14 protein-coding genes are annotated in these 21,917 nt (G+C 42.8%); 3 read left to right on the top strand and 11 right to left on the bottom strand.

Going from position 1 to position 21,917, the window contains the following annotated elements; genetic code table 11:
- Positions 1 to 4: 4 nt before the first annotated feature.
- The 9 genes from ACM0OZ_RS22175 to ACM0OZ_RS22135 all read right to left on the bottom strand — a co-directional run bounded on the left by ACM0OZ_RS22175 (position 5) and on the right by ACM0OZ_RS22135 (position 14,156).
- Positions 5 to 1,213 carry a glycosyltransferase family 4 protein gene (locus ACM0OZ_RS22175; protein WP_414584975.1) on the bottom strand — a complete coding sequence of 403 codons (1,209 nt, stop codon included), beginning with the start codon at positions 1,211 to 1,213 and terminating at the stop codon, positions 5 to 7.
- A gap of 17 nt (positions 1,214 to 1,230) precedes the next feature.
- The gene (locus tag ACM0OZ_RS22170) at positions 1,231 to 2,190 is read right to left on the bottom strand and encodes a glycosyltransferase family 2 protein (protein WP_414584974.1); all 960 of its coding nucleotides are present in this window, start codon (positions 2,188 to 2,190) and stop codon (positions 1,231 to 1,233) included.
- Between the two features lie 10 nt (positions 2,191 to 2,200).
- Positions 2,201 to 3,412 (bottom strand): glycosyltransferase, encoded by a 1,212-nt coding sequence (locus tag ACM0OZ_RS22165; RefSeq protein ID WP_414584973.1) that lies wholly within the window; start codon positions 3,410 to 3,412, stop codon positions 2,201 to 2,203.
- Positions 3,413 to 3,510: 98 nt separating this feature from the next.
- Positions 3,511 to 4,587, bottom strand: a complete 1,077-nt coding sequence (locus ACM0OZ_RS22160) for an acyltransferase family protein (protein ID WP_414584972.1) — start codon at positions 4,585 to 4,587, stop codon at positions 3,511 to 3,513.
- 69 nt (positions 4,588 to 4,656) lie between these two features.
- Complete coding sequence (locus tag ACM0OZ_RS22155) at positions 4,657 to 6,054, bottom strand: O-antigen ligase family protein (protein WP_414584971.1); 1,398 nt, start codon at positions 6,052 to 6,054, stop codon at positions 4,657 to 4,659.
- A gap of 2 nt (positions 6,055 to 6,056) precedes the next feature.
- Positions 6,057 to 8,243: a GumC family protein gene (locus ACM0OZ_RS22150; RefSeq protein WP_414585016.1), complete on the bottom strand. Its 2,187-nt coding sequence runs from the start codon at positions 8,241 to 8,243 to the stop codon at positions 6,057 to 6,059.
- A 77-nt stretch (positions 8,244 to 8,320) separates the two neighbouring features.
- Entirely contained in the window at positions 8,321 to 9,511 is a 1,191-nt protein-coding gene (locus ACM0OZ_RS22145; RefSeq protein WP_414584970.1) for a glycosyltransferase family 4 protein, read from the bottom strand.
- Between the two features lie 193 nt (positions 9,512 to 9,704).
- The gene (locus ACM0OZ_RS22140) at positions 9,705 to 10,925 is read right to left on the bottom strand and encodes a glycosyltransferase family 4 protein (RefSeq protein ID WP_414584969.1); all 1,221 of its coding nucleotides are present in this window, start codon (positions 10,923 to 10,925) and stop codon (positions 9,705 to 9,707) included.
- A gap of 588 nt (positions 10,926 to 11,513) precedes the next feature.
- On the bottom strand, positions 11,514 to 14,156 hold the full coding sequence (locus tag ACM0OZ_RS22135; protein ID WP_414584968.1) for a M1 family aminopeptidase: 2,643 nt from the start codon (positions 14,154 to 14,156) through the stop codon (positions 11,514 to 11,516).
- 464 nt (positions 14,157 to 14,620) lie between these two features.
- Here ACM0OZ_RS22135 and ACM0OZ_RS22130 point away from each other — a divergent pair, with 464 nt between their 5' ends.
- The 3 genes from ACM0OZ_RS22130 to ACM0OZ_RS22120 all read left to right on the top strand — a co-directional run bounded on the left by ACM0OZ_RS22130 (position 14,621) and on the right by ACM0OZ_RS22120 (position 18,993).
- Positions 14,621 to 16,291, top strand: coding sequence for a DUF3352 domain-containing protein (locus ACM0OZ_RS22130; protein ID WP_414584967.1), 1,671 nt, complete (start codon positions 14,621 to 14,623; stop codon positions 16,289 to 16,291).
- A gap of 380 nt (positions 16,292 to 16,671) precedes the next feature.
- Positions 16,672 to 17,616, top strand: a complete 945-nt coding sequence (locus tag ACM0OZ_RS22125; protein WP_414584966.1) for a class I SAM-dependent methyltransferase — start codon at positions 16,672 to 16,674, stop codon at positions 17,614 to 17,616.
- A gap of 420 nt (positions 17,617 to 18,036) precedes the next feature.
- A complete protein-coding gene (locus tag ACM0OZ_RS22120) occupies positions 18,037 to 18,993 on the top strand; it encodes a PrsW family intramembrane metalloprotease (RefSeq protein WP_414584965.1) in 957 nt (318 codons plus the stop codon).
- Positions 18,994 to 18,997: 4 nt separating this feature from the next.
- Here the strand turns inward: ACM0OZ_RS22120 and ACM0OZ_RS22115 are convergent, their stop codons facing one another.
- Both ACM0OZ_RS22115 and ACM0OZ_RS22110 read right to left on the bottom strand, forming a co-directional pair.
- The gene (locus ACM0OZ_RS22115) at positions 18,998 to 19,984 is read right to left on the bottom strand and encodes a glycosyltransferase family 2 protein (RefSeq protein WP_414584964.1); all 987 of its coding nucleotides are present in this window, start codon (positions 19,982 to 19,984) and stop codon (positions 18,998 to 19,000) included.
- A gap of 1,056 nt (positions 19,985 to 21,040) precedes the next feature.
- Entirely contained in the window at positions 21,041 to 21,913 is an 873-nt protein-coding gene (locus ACM0OZ_RS22110; RefSeq protein WP_414584963.1) for a 6-carboxytetrahydropterin synthase, read from the bottom strand.
- Between the last annotated feature and the right edge of the window lie 4 nt (positions 21,914 to 21,917).

Genomic DNA, 21,917 nt, shown 5'->3' with positions numbered 1-21,917 from the left:
ACGATTACGCGAATAATTTGATGAATCGGTGTTCTAGTACCTTTTCAACACCATCAACCATTTTGTCTAAACTGAATTTAGATACTACGTGTTCGCGGCATCTCTCACCCAACTTAGGCTCTTTGGCTCTCCAATACACAATTCGATTAAGAGTATCTGACAAATCTCGCTCATTACCCGGCTCAAACAGCCCATTTTGAAACTCTCCTGTCAAACTTTCAGGAATTCCTCCAATTCGGCTAGCTACTACAGGAGTCCCACAAGCCATCGATTCAACAATTACCCGCCCGAAAGGCTCAGACCATAGACTGGGTAGGACTGTTACATCGCTGACTTGATAAAGACTAGTAGTATTAGTTATATGACCAAGAAAGTCTACATGATTTTCTATGCCCAAGTCAGTTGCTAGCTGTTCTAAATATTTTTTGTATTCCTCGCCTTGGGCTACTGGCTTACCAGCAATCAACAGCTTAGTATGAACACCAGTTTTTAGCAATAAAGCAAAGGCTTTAATCAGTGTTTCTAATCCCTTTTGTTTATCTATCCTGCCTACATAGGATATCACGTTGATATTGGTAGGAATATTCCATTCCTTTCTAATTCTTGACAAATCGTTTGCAGGTTTGTATACTTCCAGGTCAATGCCATTGTATACAACATCAATTATCTCTTCTAAACCCTCTTTGTATCCAGTGTTAACCCAATCCAACTTCATTTGAATGGAAACTGCAATAAAACGCTTGACTTTCTTGAGGGCAGTAGTCCACTGTAATTTATGAATTGGTTCCAAGAGAAAATATTTCAATCGCTTTATTCCCTTACTTTCAGCTATCCAGCTTGGGCGTATGGGAGGGTAATGAAGATAACAAACTAACGGTATATTCTGGGATAAAGCTAAAGCATAGCCAAAAGGAGTATCTGTCACTTGATTACAAAGGACAATACTGTTTTCAAATGTTAAGATTTTACCACTAATATTACGAATATCAGCTAAAAAATTGAAGATATGTCCTGGGAGAGAAATGATAAATCTATGAACCTTTATTGTGTGTTTACAAAACTCTTGATAACGCTCCAATAAATCACCTTCTTTGGTATAGAGAAGACTAATCGTGTATCCCCGTTGAGCTAGACCACGGCAAACATCAAACAGAACTGTCTCCTGCCCACCGCGCAAAGAAGTCGGCTCCCAAGCTAAAACAATAATGTGCATAAATTTAAATTTTTGATTTATGACAAGTGACGAAATGTCAAAACTCGACGACGCAGGGTGTAGATGAGCGATCGCACTTTGCTGTAGCCATCCGGTTTGAACCACTGCACCAGGGCTAAAGCAAAGCTCAAGCGAATACAGTCCCAGGAGTAACGTAATTGCGGATAATGAGCAAGCGCTTGCTGACGATAATGAATCGCCGCCTTAAAATCCCTGTTGTTTACAGATCTCCAGGCTAAGTAGAGATTTTGGTTTCCATAGCCTCGATTTCTTAAATAAAGTAATTCTGTTGGAGCAGACTGAAATGCTTTTTCGATAAGAATACGAAAATGTTTGAGAACTTCTTCGCAATGAGTGGACAAAGTGCCAGGATGCAGACGATAATTTGTTAAGGGTTCTCTAACTACTGCAAACGCGTAACGAGATGCAAAACGAATCCACATATCATAATCTTCACAATAGTGTAAATCCCGATCAAATCCCCCAACAGTTTCCAAACAACTGGCGCGAACCATAACAGAAGAAACAACTATTGTATTTTTCTGAACAATCTGCTGCCATGCATCACCCTCTAATTGAGTCATAAGTACTTTGCCTGTCTTCTTGCCTTCACGATCAATTAAAAGCGTCCAAGTGTGTACTAAGCCAACTGTAGGATTATCATCCAAACAACTGACTTGTTTTTCCAGTTTGGTTAGCTCCCAAAGGTCATCAGCATCCAGAAATGCTATGTACTCTCCTTTCGCGTGGGTAATACCTGTGTTGCGTGCCGCAGCTAAACGTTGGTTTTCTTGTGAAATCAGTTTGACTCGCGGATCTACTATATTGGCAGCCCATTGCACAATATGATCCGAACTGCCATCATTAATAATTAACACTTCCAAGTCTGTGAAAGTCTGCCTCAAAACACTATCTAGAGTTTCTGGCAGGTAAGCCATAGCGTTGTAGGAAGGAATAATGACAGAAACTTTTGGCATATTTAGAACCCTAAAATTGACTAGCTTGGTCAGGGTGGTTTAATAGAGCTTTTTTGGACTGTGCAATCGTTTCTAAAATCATATCCCGATAACGCAACGTTACTTGCTCCCAGCTAAAACGCGAGGCGTTCCGTCGCGATCGCATTTTCCACTCTCCACCACTAAGCAGTTCTGCAATTGAAGCAGCATAAATCTCAGGGTTGGTAACATCACACAATATGCCGCCATCACCAACGATGTAACGACGCATCTCATCATCAGTAGCGACGACAGGTAAACCACTTGCCATCGCTTCTACATAAGCAAGCCCAAAGGGCTCATCCATAGAAGGAAGCGTAAAGACATCTGCACTTCGATAGATTTCAGGCATTCTGTCATAGGGAAATGTGCAAATGGCGAAGCGTTCCGAACCGAGTAACTGCTCACCGAGAGCCTGAAAGTAAGCACGGTCAGGTCCATCGCCGCACAACAGAAGACTTGCCTGAGGTAGACGCGTCATTGCTTGCATAGCTAGTTCAACACGCTTGTGACTATGACATTTGAGAGAGGCCACACATATTACTATTGGTTTGGGTAAATCAAGATCGATGCAAGTACCATTAGGAGTAAATCGCTCAAGATCTACACCGTTAGGAATAACACTCACAGATTGCTTCGGTCGCTGAGTGCGAACAAAAGTGGCTACTGTTTCAGAAAAAACCACCAGTCGGTCAGGTCGAAAACGAAGGTTGCGTGTTAAAGAACGTCCACCCCCCATTAACCCAACATGCTCAGTAAAAAGGATAGGAGTACCAATTAAAGCCCTTACAAAAGCAGCCATAGCTAACCCACCGTAATCATTACAAGGAAAGATGAGATCAGCTGGGTGAGTTAGGCAGCGAAGGGCACAGGGTATAAAACTAGTCAGGTGTTCGATGAGGATTTCAGGATGAGTCGCAAAGCGATGCACTAGCGGAGCAATCAGGGGATGACGTACCGCACGATAGGCATAAACTCGAGGGATACCGCCAGCAGCATGGCAGAAAGTGCCGCAGGGAGATCCACTCAACAGTTCGACCTCAAAATAAGCGCCTAGTCGCTTGGCTAGTTCTATAGCAAAAATTTCTGAGCCACCACTCCAATTGACCCCAGCACTGGGATGAACCAGAACAACCCGGTAGGGTTGTTTACCTTGCGCGTTTAGTTGGGTTTCATTGGTGAAGTCAATGGGTTGCTGGGTCATTGTTTTGTCTTTTATGGCTGTAAAGCTTTGACAAGGAAGTAAAGCAAATAGGCTGCCTGCTGAAAACGCGAGACAGCTTAATATATTTTGTTAAGTCACTAAGTTGTTGCTAACTTAGGTTTCATAGCTAAAACCAATGGTTTTTCAATAAAAGAATAAATAGCACATCCAAACATAAGTGCTATAGCTGAAACAATAAGTCCGAAAATATTTAGTATGAAAAGATTGTCGGTAATATCTGGGTAGATTTGAAAGACAATTTTTGTAATATTATTTATGACAAAGCCGTGCATTAAATAGATAGAATATGATGCATTACCTATGTATATGAGGAGACTTGGAACATTAACTTTTTTACTTGTTTCTAGAGAGACAGATCCGATCACAAGCAACGTTGAAGGTATACCAAAGGTAATGACATGCGACAACTCTGTCAGGTTGTAGTAGTAATCTATTGCCGACAAAGTATATAAAAAAGCTCCTATGGAAATGAAAGCCATTCCATAACCAATTTTGTATCTAGATAGAAGATATGCTGCTAAGCAACCTAGAGCAAACTCAAGATTACTCGGATTGAAAATGAATTGTAGCAAAAGACTTTCTTGAGGAATTTTAAAGATCCCAATAAAATGTCCAAATGTTCCTACTAGCCAAGCTATAATTATTGGAAAAGAAAATTTAGGCTTAAACGCTATTAGTAAGCTAAAAAGAAGGTAAAAGAAAATTTCAAAACTTAATGTCCAACTGACGCCAAGAAAGCTACTTGAGAGAATTTCTCGGTCTTGAGGAAACAGTAAAAAAGCTTTTATAATTTCAAGCCAATTTCGCTGATTAGCATCTAAGTCGTAAGAAAAGAAGAAAGAAGCAGACATTTTGAGTGTCAGGATAACCCAATAGATTGGGTATATTCGTGTAAATCGTTTGAATAAAAATGATTTCAGCTTACTTCTGTGACCAATATCAGACTTATGAACATAAAAGATAATAAATCCACTTAAGACAAAGAAGAAATCTACGCCGGAACCACCAAAAGTGAAGATTTTAAACAAAAAATCTTGATTGAGATTCTGATTAAATATAAGGTCTCCATGAGCTAATAATACAAGGACTGATGCCACTCCTCGAAAAACCTGTATGAGATTTAGCCTTTTAGTAGAAGTTGAAGAATTCTGCATTAAGTTTTCCTTCTTATCGCTATCCTTTTACAAATTGATTTACAAATTGATAAGCAGGCGATCGCCTGCTTATGAAAGAGGTTGCCAACGAGTTTTCGTGGATGTAGGAGATTGCGAAAGCTCAAGCTCGTTCCACTTCCAACCAGCAATCCCAAATAAGGACCACCAGTAGAAAAATAAAGTAGTATGGCTCCAAATGTTTTCGGTAATCATCCCCACCGATATCGACAGAAGAATCGCCAACAGCGTCAGACACAGACTGCGTTGTCTACTGCCTCGAGGTGCTGATCTGATTAACAGAACAAGACGTACAAACTGAGCAACGATAAAGGCTAGAAAAGCTACCAGACCGACGATTCCTCCTTCTACTAAAGCGCGGACGTAATCACTGTGGGCAAGAAACCCATTGCCAATTGGTTGTGCACTCGCTAGACCGTAACCGAAAATTGGAAACTGCTGCCAAGCCTTTATAAGTAAATTCCAGTGGGAAAGCCGCCAGTTAAAACTATTTTGGTCTCCGTATGACAGCAGAATTGCACGCGATATATCGATATTGGGATTAAGTAGCGGTGTGTTAGCAATCGATGCAAGACGTTCTTGTCCAAACTCGGTACTCATGAACAAACCTATGACTAACGCAATAAGGAGTATCCCGCCGATCAGGTTGACCAAGTTCAACCTAGGGGCAATGAGAACCAGGACAAATACGGCAAGCATTATCAAGCTAAACAGAGCTTTGGTACCCACGTAGAAAAAGGCGACTACGCCTAGCAAGAGAACCCAAGGCAAGCGTGGCCTTGAATGACCTAACTTCCACCAGGTCAGACCAAGGAACAGCAACAGAAAGGTGGCAAAGGTATTAGAGTGCCCAAGAGTTCCGTTGATTCTATGTGTTCCAATCTGTGTCAACCCTACTGTAAGGGGTATAACAAGCGCGAGGAACAGCCAAGAAATCATCTTGTCGGGGGAAAATCGATCCTTGAGTTGCATCACCAGCAAGTAGACCATCAGCCACGAAAAAAGACGTACCCACTCACGGATGCTAGAAGATAAATATGAAGCATCTAACCCCAGACCTCCCAGTGCCATAAGTATTAACCACAAGCCCTGAAACGCTACCCAACTAGTCAAGAACCACCAAAACCCATCAGTATGGACAGTCCGACGCGTTAGTAACATCACTATCACATATAGCAAAGTTAAAGCGTCTAGCCCGATGGCGAATAGAGCTGGAAGCTGCTGGTCAGAAAAAGGATCTAGAGCACTACGCAGGATCAATAGACCTATGACCGCTTGCTCAAAGTTGCTAAAGAAGTAAAAAAGAAATGGTATTGCACCTAAAGGTAACACCAGGTACAAGGGGTTGATACCTACAAAAAACCCTGTCGCTACACCAACCCCCACACCTGCTAACCCAATCAAAAGTCCCAGACGAGAAGAACGAGTTGAGCGTTGTTTGGTTAACATTGTTACCTCTGCCTCGAACCGTTCGCAGAATTTTTAGTATCATCTGCGACACCAATCAACCGCTTCTGAGATTTGGGTAGTCGAGGCTGGTAACCATCAACAGGATATCGGAAATACTTTTCTGTCTGATTTGTCATTCCATTCACCACGACTCCCAGGATAGGTATGCGATTTTGTGTTAATTCGGATACAGTTCTTGAGAGAACTTCCTTCTCGGTGAAGCCAGGACGAGTTACCAGCATAACTCCGTCGCTTTGCCGAGCTAATGTTGAAGCATCAGCACAAGCACATAGAGGTGCTGTATCTATTATGACTAAATCATAGTTTTCAGCAGCTTCTGCCACCAAAGACTTCATTGCGATTGATTCTAGCAGTTGCGAGGGGCGTCCGTACAGTTCGCCACAAGTCAACACATCCAGGTTTTCAATATCTGTCGGCTGGACGGCATCCACTAAGGATACATTTCCTTCAAGGACATCGGTAATCCCTGGTTTGCCAGTTAGGTTGAACAGCGTGTGCTGTACTGGTCTTCGCAAATCTGCATCAATAATCAATGTCCGCCAAGACAGCATCGCTGCAACAGCGGCAAGGTGTGATGCAACTACAGACTTACCCTCCCCAGAAATAGGGCTGCTAACAACAATTAGCCGCAATTGTTCAGAACTGCGGAACTCCAAGGTTTTGAAGAGTGTGCGGTAAGGCTCAACCAAACCAATATTATCTAGAAATTTATTGGCTGGCTCAAGAACCAGTGTCTTAGCGCTTAGACGTGGCAAGACTCCCAGCAAGGGTAGCTGCAGCAGTTCCTCTGCCTCAGAAGCATCGCGTAGTGTATTATCCATTATTTCCAGGAGCAACACAACGCCAACGGCTAGCATTGTTCCAAACACGGAAGCAAGTGCTAATATAACATTCGGTTTCGGATCAGATGGTGATGATGCTGGTACAGCGTTTTCGATCACGCGAATGTTGCTGACTTTTTGTGCTTCTGTAAGACGTGCTTCCTCAAGTTTGCTTTGTAGGAACTTCAGAGACACTGCAGCTTCTTCCCGTTTACGGGTCAGTAGCATGAGCGTTTGCTGGTTAATGGGTAGTTGTGCAAGACGCTTTTGGAGGTCGGTTTTCCTAGTCTGCAAAAGTTTCAGCCTATCATTTACTGCAGACTCTTCGATCCTATTGAGGATAAATTTGGAGTTCAGTTCTTGACTAAGCTGATCACCTGCGAAATTGTTTGCGGAAACAGTTTGATCCTGAGGTGACACACGAGCAACTTGTTCTGAGTAGATGGCGCGTAAGGCGTCCCGTTCTCCAACTAAGTTCGTCACAGTTGGATGCTCTTCTGTAAAGCGCAAACGAGCTTCGATGATCTTATTCTCCAATTCTGATAATTTGGCTCGCAACTTCTTGATTTCCTCATCTTGTCCACTGCGAACAGATGAATAGGCTTTGTTGAGGGTTCCTGAGTCAGTAATTTGGCGCAAGGATGCGTCCCGCGCTTTTATCTCTTGAAGTTGAGCCGACAGAGTACGCTCTTGGTCTTCCACTGTAGCTATACTCTGCACCAAGCTTTTTGTTTGCTCTTCAAAGGAGACAATTCCGCTTGATTTTCTGTATTTGTTTTCTTTCTCTTCAGCCTCTAGCAGCTGTTTTTCAGCTTCGGGGACCTGTTTTTTCTCCAAAAATGCCTTGACCTTTGTAGCCTCAGAACTAATGGCTTTAATATTATCTTCAACCATCGCCTGAGCAACGGCATTGAGCAATCTGGCTGCTAACTTAGGGTATTCAGATTGATAGCTCAGTTCAAGAATGTTGGTTGCTGGGACAATTGTGACTTTTAAATTATGACTGAGTTCCCCCGTTGTTACGGGAGAGAGAGATAAATTACCTTTAATTTCGGGAAAAGCAATCGCAATGGCTCGTTCCAGAACACGTTGTGACTTGACGAGTTCTGCTTGGTCAGCCAAGGGACTAATTCCTGGTGCATTTGAAGACACTTGGGTAAGGTCACGACCTAATTCTGAAACACTCACCCTTTTGTCGTCCAGCATCACTCGCGCAGATGCTGCATACTTACTAGGGGTAACTGCAAGGTAGGCGCTCGCCCCACCAATGACAGCAACAAATGCAGCGATCGCGGGAAGACTTCGCCGCCTCAGCACTGCTATGACACTTGATATTCCTTTTTCCATCACATATACCCTCTTTGTTTGATCAGTCATAAGTCATTCGTTTAAATTGAATGACTTATGACAAAGAACACTGCAACCTATTTTTTGCCCACAACCTCAGCAAGTCCAGTTTGGCGTTGTTCGGAGATATGTACTGGCTCTGGGGAGTTTAGAAGTTTTGTATAGAGTTTCAGGGTTTCAGAGGTGATGTGATCCCAGCTATAGTTCAGCTGTATATGCCTTTGTGCATTCACAGCCATAACTCTTAGTTCTTGGGGGTGATGAATTGCCCAGTCGAGCGTACTAATACAAGAGTTGAGGTTTCCAGCTTCAAACAGCTTGCCCCGACCTCCACTAATCAATTGCTTGTGAGGAGGAATATCACTTGCCACGACTGGTATACCTTCCTGCATCGCCTCTAACATTGCTAGAGGGAGCCCCTCTACATCAGAAGGAAGGACAAACAACCCTGCTCCCCGGACAATTTCCCAAAGGCGTTGTCCGCGAAGTTCGCCTGCAAAGATAATATTTGGATTATTTGCCACCTTTTCTAATAGTTCTGAGGTGAATGATTTCGTATCACTCACACCGCCAGCCAGAACGAGTTTCCATCCAGGTGGGTTCAAAGCACTAAAGGCGTCAACCAGCAAGTCGGGACGCTTTTCTGGTACCAATCTGCCCAAAAACAGAATATAGCGCTTCTGCTCAAGACCTAGTTGAGTCCCGTAACCAAAATTCGGGTCTGACTTACCATAGCCTGCTGGAGCATTGGGAATGTAAACCGTATCCCTACCATAAGTTTGCCAAAAGTAGGTAGAGAGCGCATCTGATACGACCATTAACTCGTGGGCGAAACGGACTGCTGCCTTCTCCCCTAATTGAATCACGCGAGTTGAAAAACTGCCCCACTTGGCACGTTGCCAATCTAACCCCTGACAGGTGACGACAATCTTTGCAGTGTTGACAAGTCTTGGTAAACAAGTAAATAAAGATGGACCAAGAGCGTGGAAATGAATGATATCGTATTTTGTAGCAGAGGCTGCAATTGCTCCTATTGCCGAGGTAGTAAAAGCATCCACTCCTTTCAAAGGCAAACCTGGTAATGAGATCACTTGGACGCCTTGATAGTCATAACGATCCTGCCAGGAACAGTCAGTGTAAGAGGAGCGGGCATATAAATCAACAGAATGTCCCTGTTCGACTATGCGAGGATAAACTTCTGCACAGTAATGTTCGATGCCACCTTGTTTGGGCGGTAGACCTTTTGCACCAATGACAGCAATTTTCATACGAGTTTCGTTGTGCTGGTTTTGCTATGGACACGCTTGTATAAATTGACAGAGATTGAAATAAGAACACAGCAGGTGGGAACACAAAAAAGCTCCGTGTCTTTGTTTCAATTTTCATTTTTTTTTAAAAAAGCATGATTGCCTCTCCCCCAAGAACTATGTTTTTTGTATCTACTTTGAGCGTCAGCAACGCTCACACGCGAACAGCGACTGTGCTAGCTCGCTGTTCCCAGCGATTCCACATTTCGTTGTAAACTTGTTGAACGACTGTACTAGCTGCATAAGGTTTTGCAGTCCGCACGCAAGACTGAGTGGGATAATCTGCTGGATGCAGCAGCACTTTGCGTAAGGCATCTGCTATGCACGCGGGCGTTCGTTCGGAACAAACAACGCCACTGTCTGCACTCAGTAATTTTGGGGTCTCACCACATTCAGTTGTGACTACAGGAGTTCCGCTCCCCAGCGCCTCAAGAACTACCAAAGGTAGACCTTCATATGCAGAGCTTAGAACAAAAGCATTGCAGACACGATGGATCTGTGCAAGCTTCTCTTGGGTAAGGGCTCCAAGCATTGTTACCCGATGAGAAATCCCCAATTTAGCAGTTTCTGCACAAATTTCTGCCCCTAACTCGCCATCACCCGCTATCAGTAAGTGCACATTAGAAACGGTAAGAGCAGCAAATGCACGTACCAAAAGAATCGGGTCTTTTTGAGGATGGAGCCGACCAGCAAATAAAACAAAACGTGTTTCCTCATCCACACCTAGCCGAGCTGCCAATTCCTTTCTTTTTACTATTCGTTCATCTTCTGTTAACGGATAAAAAATTTCGTTGTCGAAAGAATTTTTGATGTATGCAACACGGTCTTGCAAGCTAGGATAACGCTCCTTATATAACTGTGCTGCATCCGTATTACAAGAAAGAATTTGGCTAAACTGGCGAACTAACAAACCTTCCAGAGCAAAATATGCAGCGGGAAATCTTCGCCAAAGAATCGCTTTCTTATTACCCGCAGCTTGCATTTGCGTCCGTATATCATTGTGAATAAATAAAGTTTTTTCTCCCTGCCAATTTATGGCGGCTATTGTTGGCTCTATTCTGTGAAAGTGCATGAAGTCAGAGGCAAAGTCACGCCCTAAAAGAGCAGCAGTATATTTGAGTGTTGTTGGTATTAAGTTTCTAACATTGTCATTTTGCAATGTAAATAAAGGTAGAAAACTAATTTCTCTGCCTGCAAATTCTGCTTGTTGCCATTCACCAACAGGCTTTTTTGGATCGACTCCTGTTCCTACGAGTCTTACCTGAAACTCGCTTGGAGCGTACTTGATAAAAGTGTTGATGAGTGTTTGTATACCTCCGATTGTGGCGTTCCAAGGATTGAACTGGTAAAAAATCGTGACAACAGGTTTACGCATGGCAATCACCCTGCACAATTTGCGTGCAAAAGTTTAAATGTATTCCAATTTTCAAAAACACTCAAAAAAACTTTAGAAATGCCCTCCTACAGATTAAAGATTTTTATGAGTGTATGCATTCCTCCGATAGAAATATTCCGAAGAATGAACGGGTGAAAAATCGTCAGCATGGGTTTACACATTTTTGACACATTTTTCCGACTCTGACAACTTTCGTACAAATACGGAGAAGGATTTCCACCTATCAAAAAGGCACACAGCTTTTGTGCGATTTTTACACATAAGCTTAATTACACTTATCAAATCGTAGTATTTCTGGAGCCGATTTTCACTCAGTAATTCTAATCTTTACAAAAATTTTATAGTTTAAGGTATAATTTTTATCTTATAAGTAAACGTTTTATGATATAACGGTTTTTTTATACTTTTGTTTATAAAGAAACTTTACAATATTTTAAGAAATTAAAATATAAAAAATATAAAAGAGGACGTAAACTTCACAGTCTACGCCCAAATAGGGAAAGACGCGTAAAGGCACAGCAATGTTCCCTAACGCGTGCAATCTGCTTTCACATATTGTGTTTCTGGCTACTTGGCTCTGGCTTCCAAGTTTTCTAAGCGGCTTCTGAGTTCTTGGTTTTGTTGTCTGAGTTGGTCAAGTTCAGAACGTAACTGACGAATAGCACTTTCGGAGCCGATGTTGTTTTGCACCTTGGAAATCTCTTCCTCAGCATAGCGGCGTACGCGTCCATCAGGTGTTTGGTCAGCCACGGCTTGCAAAATCCCAATTGCTTTGGGGGTTTGCATTTGTCCGAGGGCTGTGACTACCGCCAATTGAGTTAAAAAGAACGTATCCTTAGAAATTTCTGTTAATCGCTCTAAAATCCGTTCCACATTCACACTACTTTGACCAACAGAAATCTTCCCGAGAGCGCGAATTGCTCCTAAACGCAAAGGTTGCGGTACACCCTGCTTTGTGTATTCTGTTAGGAGATTTAAAGCAGCTTCTGAAGTTTTGAGTTCGGCTAAACCTGCGATCGCACCAATCCGCACGACCTCATTCCAACCCGCCTTGTCTTCCAAGACAGATTTCAGCAGCTTAATAACCTTTTCTTCCTTTGGTTTCTCGAATGTTGTCGCAGCAGCGATCGCTCCCACAGCGCGAGACGCTGCGGCTTCCACATAGTAGCTGCGATCGCCCACCTCCAGCAGTTCTTTCAACGCCTTATAGCTTTCATGAGTTTTGATTTTTGCGAGTGCTTCCACCACAGCACGCCGCACATAAGAACTCTGATCTTTTAATCCAGCAACTAACTCATCAAAGACTTGATCCAGCTTGATTTGCGCCAGTTGTTTCGCCACCTCAACGCGTACACCCCAAAAGGAATCATTTTTGAGTGCAGCAGACAGCGCTTTTAAAGCCTCCAAACTCCCTTTTTTCGCCAAAGCTTCCGCTGCATAAATGCGGGAGATGGGGTTGGGGTCAAATTCCAACTGGGCTTTCAACTCTGGTACTGGGTACTCTAAAGACACCGTTTTTAGGAAATGATCCCCTACATCAAAGCTAAGAAATTGGGGTTTTTCCTCAAGAGGGAAGTAAAAGCTTTGTTCGCGTTGATTCACCCGCACAGTGAAAGTCTTGAGTACTGAGTTGTGAGTGCTGAGTGTTGAATTTTTGCTGGGTTCTGAGTTCCTAGCTGCGGTTTCTGAATTTTGGACGTACCCAAAACCAATAGGAATTTTTAAATCAAATAAATCACTGCTATTATGACTTTCAGCATTTGCGTGGCTTTGAGTCACTGTAATCTTAGCCAGATTTGAATCTGCATCCCAAGAGTAAGCGACTTTAAAATCTGGATGACCGCCACGATAAACGTACTGATCGAAGAGGAACAAGAGATTGCGCCCAGTTGCTTTTTCAATCGCCCGCAGCAAATCTACTGTTTCCACAGTTTTGTGGGCATTATCCAGTACAAATGTCTGAATTGCCTTCCAGAACAATTCTTCTCCCAATTGCGCCCGAATCATGTGATAAACACAAGACCCTTTCTCATAAATGTGGTGGTCATAAAGTTCAATGGCTTCGCGGTAAACGTGCGTGACCATTGGACGACGGTAGCGATCGCTATCTTCAGCCTGATAACTACGAGCTTGCAGTAAACGATAGTATGCTGCTTCTTGGAGACCATATTCATGTTCTGTCCACATGACTTCCGAGTAAGAAGCCATTCCCTCCTTAATCCAAGCATGAGACCAGTGCTTAATCACCACCAAATCACCAAACCACTGGTGCGCCAGTTCATGGACGACTAAGCTTTCTGTGTTGCGGTTATCTAATGCAGCTTTTTCATCCAGCAAACATCTATCAGTTAACAGTGTAGCAGAAGTATTTTCCATTCCGCCAAAAATGAAGTCGTCAACACAGACTTGCGCGTATTTGGGGTAAGGGTATCGATAGCCATATTTTTCGCTCAAAAACTCTATCATCCGGGGAGTTTTGCCCATAGAGCGTTTGGCATCTTCCTCGCGACCTTTTTCAACGTAGTATGTGACAGGTATACCGTTCCACTCATCGCGAATTTCGGCAAACTTGCCTACTGCTAAAGTCATCAAGTAGGTGGGATGAACTTGCTGCTGTGACCAGTGGTAGATTTTGTCATCACCTTGTTCTTCTGTCGCAATCAGTTCGCCGTTGGAAATCGCGATTAGGGGTTTAGGGACTCGGATGCGAATTTCAGAAGTCGAAAGTTGTCCTGGGTAGTCAAAGCAAGGGAACCAGAAGCGAGAATCTTCGTCTTCTCCCTGTGTCCAGACTTGGGAGGGTTTATTAGGGTAGTGTTTGTCTGGTTGGATAAAATAAATACCGCGTTGTGGTTTGTCTACTGAGTAAGCAATAGCAATAACAATCCGCTTGTCCACCTGTGTGGGTGGTGAGAGGTGGATAGACAACTGTTGTCCGTCGTAGTCAAAGTTTTGCGCTTTCCCATCCACCTGCACCGATTGAATGTCTAAGTTAACAGCATCCAAATTCAAAAAGGAAACACCGTTGCAGATTGGTGTGAGTGTTATACTACAACTGCCGTGGTATCTGCTGTTATTTATGTCCAGGCGGAGGTCTAGAAAAATATGCTCTACCTGTCCAGGACGGTCAGGATTGTAGTGCGGTTTTGCCCCTGGTAATTCAAAAGATTTATACCGATTATTCTCTGTATCAAAATAATACTGCGACATTGATGTTTACTGAATCTTGGTAACCCTGAAACTTCTGAGTTGATGTTATGAGGAAAAACAGCTTCATCGGCTGTACTTCCCAGATCAACCCACGATACACCCTGAAATATTTTGTACACTGTTGTCTTTTGACATAGAGTGTCTTTTGACATAGAGTGCTTTACGTCTTAAGCATTTAACATTTTTTAATTAGATCCTGAAATTTTATATAAGTTAGAATAACTTGCAACTGTCGAAAGGAATATATTCTTCACAGAAAAAACAAATTGTTTACGGATTTGCTCTTAACCCCTTTGAAGTCATACTAGGAGCGCTGTCATAGCCAGAACGTAATAGATAGAAATACTAATTTTATCAGTAAATCCCGAAAAATTAGTGGAGATGAGTCCTAGATCCAAAAACTCCACTTCGGACGTTTTTACTCACCTCTAGGACAACTTGTTGAGGAAAAGAGGATATTTACAATGCCGGAGAGTAAATCAAAATTTTTAATTCCTGCTGTTGGTACTGCCATAGTAGTGGCAGGAGGAATAGCAGCTTATATGTATTTTAAGGGTGGACCTTCTGGAGATATGTCCAGCGCTTTGGGTGCTGCTAAAGTTGTGCCAGATGAGGCAATACTCGCAACTTACATTTCTACTGACCCAAAAGTTTGGGCAAAATTGCAGCAGTTTGGCACTCCGGAAGCACAAAAGATAGTTGGACAAGGTTTGGAAAACCTAAATAAAAGCCTGTCAACTGATAACAACATTTCTTATGAAAAAGATCTAAAACCTTGGGTAGGTGGTGTGATGATTGCCATGCTACCCCCAAATCCAGTGAAACCCGCTGCACAGAATGCTCCGCAAGCGTCACAGGAACCTAAGGTTCTAATGGTGGTGGGGATTAAGGATAAACTTAGCGCCTTGAATTTTGCGAACAAATTGAAGGCACAAAAAGATGTCAAGGTACAGGAAAGTGACTACAAAGGCGAAAAGATTATAGAAACAACTGGTAAAAGTGAACCTAGTTATACTGCGGTTTTGAATAACACCCATATTGTCATTGCTCCGTCCAAGCAAGCTGTAGAACATGCGATTGACACTTATAAAGGAGAACCTTCTTTTGCCAGTAAAGAAGGTGCAAACAGCATGCTGACAAGCGGTGTCAATGTAGATAACACCTTGGCACAAATTTATGTGCCTAATTATGGCAACATGGTACAGCAATTAATCGCCGCCAATCCTCGCTCAACCCCAATACCGCCAGAAACCCTGAAGCAGTTGAAGCAGATGAAATCTATGGTAGCGGCTGTAGGAATTGATAATGCGGGTGTGCGGATGAAAGCCGTTGCTAAGTTAGATCCGCAATTGGTCACATACCAGTATCAAAATAGTTCTGCTAAGGTGGTGTCTCAATTTCCTGCTGATACGATCGCTCTTTTAAGCGGAAACGGAATCACCAATTGGTGGTCAGGGCTTGTGGCACAATCAAAAGATGCTCCTGAGTTGAAGCTCACAGTTGAACAAGCGCGATCGCAACTCAAATTAGTTAATATTGACCTGGATAAAGAGATTTTCGGGTGGATGGATGGAGAATTCGGTTTTGCAGCTATTCCATCAAATCAAGGCGTGTTGGCGCAGGTTGGTTTTGGGGGAGCTTTGGTTTTTCATACAAGCGATCGCAAAACCGCTGAATCCACCCTCGACAAACTCGATAACCTCGTCAAAGCACAATCAGTGAATGTCGCCAAAAGAAATATCGGCGGGAAAGAAGTCACTGAATGGCTTATTCCTCAACAAGGAGCTTTATTAGCACACGGTTGGCTGGATAATGGTTCTGTATTTGTCACTATAGGTGGTCCCATCGCTGAAACACTCGCAGACCGTAAAGGTCAGTCCTTAGATGGTAGCGACAGCTTCAAAACCGTTACTAACAGTTTGCAAAGACCCAACGGTGGATATTTTTACCTAGATATGGACAAAACTTTACCTCTGTTAAATCGTCTCGCCACCGCACAACAACAGCCGATGACTCCTGAAACAAGTGCGATCATGAATTCTATTCGCGGCTTGGGTATCACTGCTACTAGCCCCGACAAAACGACGACCCAAGTCGATATGTTGCTCGCACTCAAGCCGAAAACTGGGAATTAGGAGCAAATACCCCATCCCTCATGCTATAATTATAAATCTCAACAAAAACAAACTCAGTTTCTCCAAGAAACTGGGTTTGTTTGCTTTTTGATAAGCAACTCCCTTTTTTTTCTAGACTTCTTGCAAAAGTCACAGAAAAATATTTAAAACCACAGATGAACACAGATGAAGAACAAAAAATTTTTCCGTTGTTAAACAAGCGCAGTTTTCATCTGTGGGGATATTGTGCATTCTTCTTAAAGTACTGCGGTGTTCATATCAAAAAATATAAAATTCTTGTAGCCTAAAACAAAGCACGGCTCACGTGGTGGATTATGATTCATATCGGCAGGCTTTTTCCTGCTCCCAAAGGTAGATAAATTGTTTGAGCAACTTTACTGATGAACACGGCTGTAAAAAATACTCCGGGATTAGCTTCGCGCTTCGTAAATGGGGTACTGGCAATCAAGCCTTTAGCTAACCTAGCCAAGCATCAAGCGAGGCAAATGATGATTAAACGCGCCCAGAAATTAGGGGTAAATTGGCTCGAAGAAGTGCAAACGCTACAAGCGCGTGATTGGCAAACTGACTTGGCTAAAGTACAAAACCTCCAGTTCACCTACCCAGACTACTACTTGCGCCCATTCCACGCTTACGAAAAAGGTAACCTCTGCTGGGAAGCCGCCCTAGAAGTGGAAGTTGCTGCACACACTGTTCACGCTACCATATGGCCTGATGCTGGCGCACAGGGCGATGCTCCTTTGGAGCCGTCCCTTTCCGGCGATGGCAAACTACGCCAGAGTTACCACGACATCCTGAAAAAGCAAATTTCCAACGACCCGCAAGACATCCTAGACTTGGGGTGCAGTGTGGGTTTGAGTACCTTTGCCTTACAAAAAGTTTATCCCCACGCCAAAATTACGGGCTTAGATTTATCTCCCTACTTCTTAGCCGTCGCTCAATACCGTAGTGAGCAGCACCATGCTAATATCAACTGGATTCATGCTGTAGCTGAATCCACTGGGCTACCAGATGCCTCGTTTGATTTAATCTCCATTTTCCTGATGTGCCATGAACTTCCCCAAGCGGCGACTCGACAGATTTTTGGTGAGGCGCGGCGTTTACTGCGTCCGGGTGGGCATTTGGCAATTATGGACATGAATCCCCAATCTGAAGTCATTAAGAAAAGACCGCCTTACATTTTGACGCTGCTCAAAAGTACTGAACCGTACTTAGATGAATATTTCAGTTTAGATATTGAGCAAGCAATCATTGAGGCAGGGTTTAAGGCTCCCACCATCACTCCTAACAGCCCCCGCCACCGCACGGTTATAGCTCAAGCTTAGAGACGTAACATCCAGTTTCATTACATTATCGAAATTTTTGGGTCTAAAACCCCGTCTTTTTAGGACGGCTTTACTGATACAATCAAAGAGGTCACTGACCCACCCGAACAATGGAGACATAAAGCCTAACACCAAAGTTTGCAATACTGCAACGGCGAAGAAAAATTGGTAGATCGGGATAAGAGGATGGGGCAATGGTGAATATCCCTTGAATCAACAAGCAGGCATAAGAATTCCTTTTTTGGATTTCTGAACTTGAGGCGGTGGGACACACCGTTACAGTCTGTGGAGCGAACATAAGACCAAGTCCCTTAAGGGTGGAGGCAGTTGCTATGAAACAGAAACCCAAGTCGTGAGTCTTGGGAATCACCGTCCCTTATAGGGCGGTGAGGATGTCAAAAAAGCATACTACGTCTCTACATGGAATTGTTGTGGGCAACTATACCACCGCTGCTGCTTCTGGTTTACTACTATAACCGCCTTGCATCTGTTCCATTGTTGAAGCGGCTGCTGTTTTTCTTTATCTTGGGAGCAGTATCTGGTTTTGTTGCTCTTAACTTAGAATTGGTTTTTGAAAGAGTAGCCAATCATGTTGTTGACTGGCAGAGAATCCAGCGTCTCTTTGCAGGTGTGATGCTGCGGCAACTTATAGAAGTCGGTCCAATAGAAGAAGGCTGCAAGCTGCTAGCAGTCTTGCTCCCGACTTACTATCTCCAACGCCGATACCGATTTCGCCCCACTTCTATTTTCCTCTTTACCATAGCTGTTGCTCTTGGATTCACTGCCGAAGAAAATTGGATTTACCTTTTTCATGGCACAGGATCAATTCTTGAGCGAATTATCAGCACGCCAGTTCACGCCATGTTTTCTGCCCCTTGGGGATATGCCCTAGGAATATCTATCGGCTCAAACATCTATTTACATCGATGTCAGCAGCATGTTCCTAGGGCTTGGCTTCTTGCTGTGATTTGTCATGCCTTAGTAAATGTTTTATCAATAAGTGGTCGCTATCCAATACCACTACGTTTGCTCAGTTACGGTTTGTTTCCGTTTCTGGTATGGATGTTTTGGCGACTAGAACAGTTCGTGCGAAAGTTGCAAGGCAAAGGCGCGATCGCTCTCATCTCTAGTCGTACACCTCAGCAACGTTTCCGAGAACAAGCTTTGGTGCTGTTAACCCTGATGTTAGCTGGAAATGCTCTTTTTGGACTGTTTCTTTTAGCCAAAAGCCTGAGCTTCCTCAATCCGTCTCAGCTTTTATACCCTGATGTCATATCATTTACACTTAGTCGCTTATTGCTATATCTCAGCCTTGGACTTTTGGCATGGGTGATCTATCGCTCTTTGCGACGTTCAGCACAGCGTCGATATTTTTAACTGCTTAACTACTAGCAAGCAATTTTCGTGCCAATGGTTGAGGAATCAACGAGAGTACAAATGCTGCTACTGTTTTGAAGTTGAACTTTTGTCTGAGAACATGCAGTAGATATGGTCGCGCTTCTTTGACTTGTTCAGATCGCAGCAAGCCTATGGCTAGAGTTGTATGTGCTTGTAACCATTTCTCTTGGAAATAGTCCTTAAATTCTTGCAGCCGCTGATCTTCCATAAACTTACGGAAGCAAAAAATACCAGCTTTGCCAGCCCGGATGTTTGCCTGGCTGCTTACACCACCACTAATCATTGATTCCGACTGTGAATGCACACGGTATCTAGCTAATCTTTCTGGAGAATAATACGCTCCTCCGCCATTGCGACAAGCCAAGTACGTTAGGTACAGATCCCAAAAAGGTCCCATTTGAGGCTGAAAATCATCCCATTCAATGGCATCCTTGCGGATAACAGTAGCCACAGCAGAAGGGACAGCTTGATGAACTATCCCAATTTCATAAAAAGGTTGATAAATTCCCTCTTTCAGTTGATCTCGTTTCCAGCGCTGTGTATTTTCCTCAGTGGCTGCATGATTAATCTTGCCATCGGGATCCATAATGTAGTGGTCGCTGAAAGCTACGACTAAATTTGGATTGGCTTCAAGCTGTGGAACAAGCTTTTCTAATAAGTCGTCGTTCCAAACATCATCGTCGTTCAAGCTAGCAACATATTTACCTTTTGCCTCTTGAAATGCTCCGATAACATTCAAGGAAATTCCTAAATTCTTGGAATTGCGTCGAAACCGGATTCGTGGATCTTGAAAAGATTCAATAATTTTTTGAGGATTCTCGGGGCTAGCATCATCAGACACAATAATCTCGATATTTTTGTATGTCTGGTTAACAGCACTTTTTATAGCTTCTTTGAGATAATCAGGGCGATGATAAGTGGGAATAATCACGCTAACCAGCGGTTCATTTGAATGATGCTGTAATTGCATAACCTCTACTCCTTAGCTTTTTTCGGTGACTTTAGTATTGTGTTAGCACACGCTCTTCTTATTGTTTATCCTCAAAGTAAAGTAAATATTAAGGAACTTTAAACTCGATGTTAAACAATAATATTTAGTTTCCAAAAAACTCTAAAAAAAGAATTAGGAAATTCCACCTACTTATTTTTTCACATAAGCAAATTTACTTTGCGTTTTCATTGAATAGGTGTTATTCGCTATAATCATTGTCAGGCATACCTTTAGAGCTTTTTCTGTCACACTAAAATCCTCATAAACCGGGTATTACCAAGCCCAAAATTAACACTTATGATGGCTTGATTTCACCCAAATTTACGGTTATCTGTACAAGTTCAATAGAAAAATTTGGTGAAATTTGTGAACTGAGTCAGTGTTGGCATAATTATTAAAGCTATTAATACTATTATATTTAAAAACTTTTTGATGCTATCTCTCTAAGGTAAGACTATGTTAATTTAAGTCAACCTTGTGAAAACAATAATCTCCCAAGGCAGGCAAAAGTTTCCTTAATCTTTCTATTTTCATGAAAAATATTTTCGATTTCTTTCTACAATCCTGTCAATAGAGAAAGCAACTCGGTATAATATGCAGACATTAAACTTTAGGAGTATGAGAACCGAATTAATAAATGCTATAAAATTTCCAAAAATCTATATTATTTGACTAATTCATCGCAATGAGTAATTTTTTGCTAGCCTTGAGATTTATTTATTATTTTTATAAAAAATTAGCATATTGTTGAAAACAAATACCCTTGGATTCACTGCCCAAGAGAATTAGATTTACCTTTTTCATGACACAGCATTAACTGTTAAGCTCATCAGCACGCCAGTTCACGCGACGTTTTCTGCCCCGAATCGCGATTGGGCACGAGGGCACTGCTTTCCCTTGCAATCGCTCTCATCTCTAGTCGTACACCCAAGGAACGTTTAGGGTAACAAGCTTGAAAAGGGGCGACTAGTAAAACTAGAGCGCCCCTTTCAAATGCTTATAAGCGAATATCAATCGCTATTAGCTTTAAACCAGCTACACGCGTACTAACACAGGTTCATTTTGTGCAGCATTAACTGAGTTAGGATCTGACTCAGTACAATAAATTTCGCAGGAGTTATTAGGGCTTTCGATTAATTTGACTTTGTAAAGCTTGGCTCCCAATTCCTGGATGGGCGATCGCAGTAAATGACTGATGTGAAGTGCAATATTCTCAGCAGTGGGAACGACTTCGGCAAAATGCGGGACGTCTTTGTTAAGGAAGGTGTGGTCGAATGGTTCTACAACGTAATCTTCTATAACTTTATTGAAAGCGCCTAAATCAATAATCATCCCAGTGCGTGGGTCAATTTCACCTTTTACAGTCACTTCCAGATGATAATTGTGTCCGTGACCGTTGGGACGAGCGCACTTACCGTAAATCTCGAAGTTTTCTTCGCTGCTGAGGCGAGGATGAGCTAGCCGATGGGCGGCGCTAAAATGAGTGCTGACAGTGAGGTATGCTTCCATGCCGTTTCCTAAATAATCAGCCCAAAGTTGAGGATGTTCAAAAAGCTGTATGCGGACTAAAGGTAAATGGGGTGCAAGCCGTTGCCAAATCACCCGTGCAATGCTCTCAGTGGTGGGTAGAGTTTGTTGAAATTCTGACCACACATCGTTGAGATAGGAAAAGTCCAGTTGGCTGGTCACTTCTCGCTTAATAACGTGTTTCACATCGGACAAGTTGAGAACCATGCCATATTCATCTAATTCCCCAATTAAGGAGACGAATAAGACATAGTTATGCCCGTGTCCGGGAAATCTTGAGCAAGCATCAAATTTCTCAATATTTTCTGCTTCGCTCAGTTCTGGCAACCAATAGCGATGACTTGCTGAAAACTGAGCGCGGCGATTTACAATACATTGCATGAGT

It is taken from the genome of Scytonema sp. PCC 10023 (genome assembly GCF_963920835.1).
In the GTDB taxonomy this organism is placed as follows: domain Bacteria; phylum Cyanobacteriota; class Cyanobacteriia; order Cyanobacteriales; family Nostocaceae; genus Kalymmatonema.
This window is presented reverse-complemented; position numbering and strand designations above follow the sequence as displayed.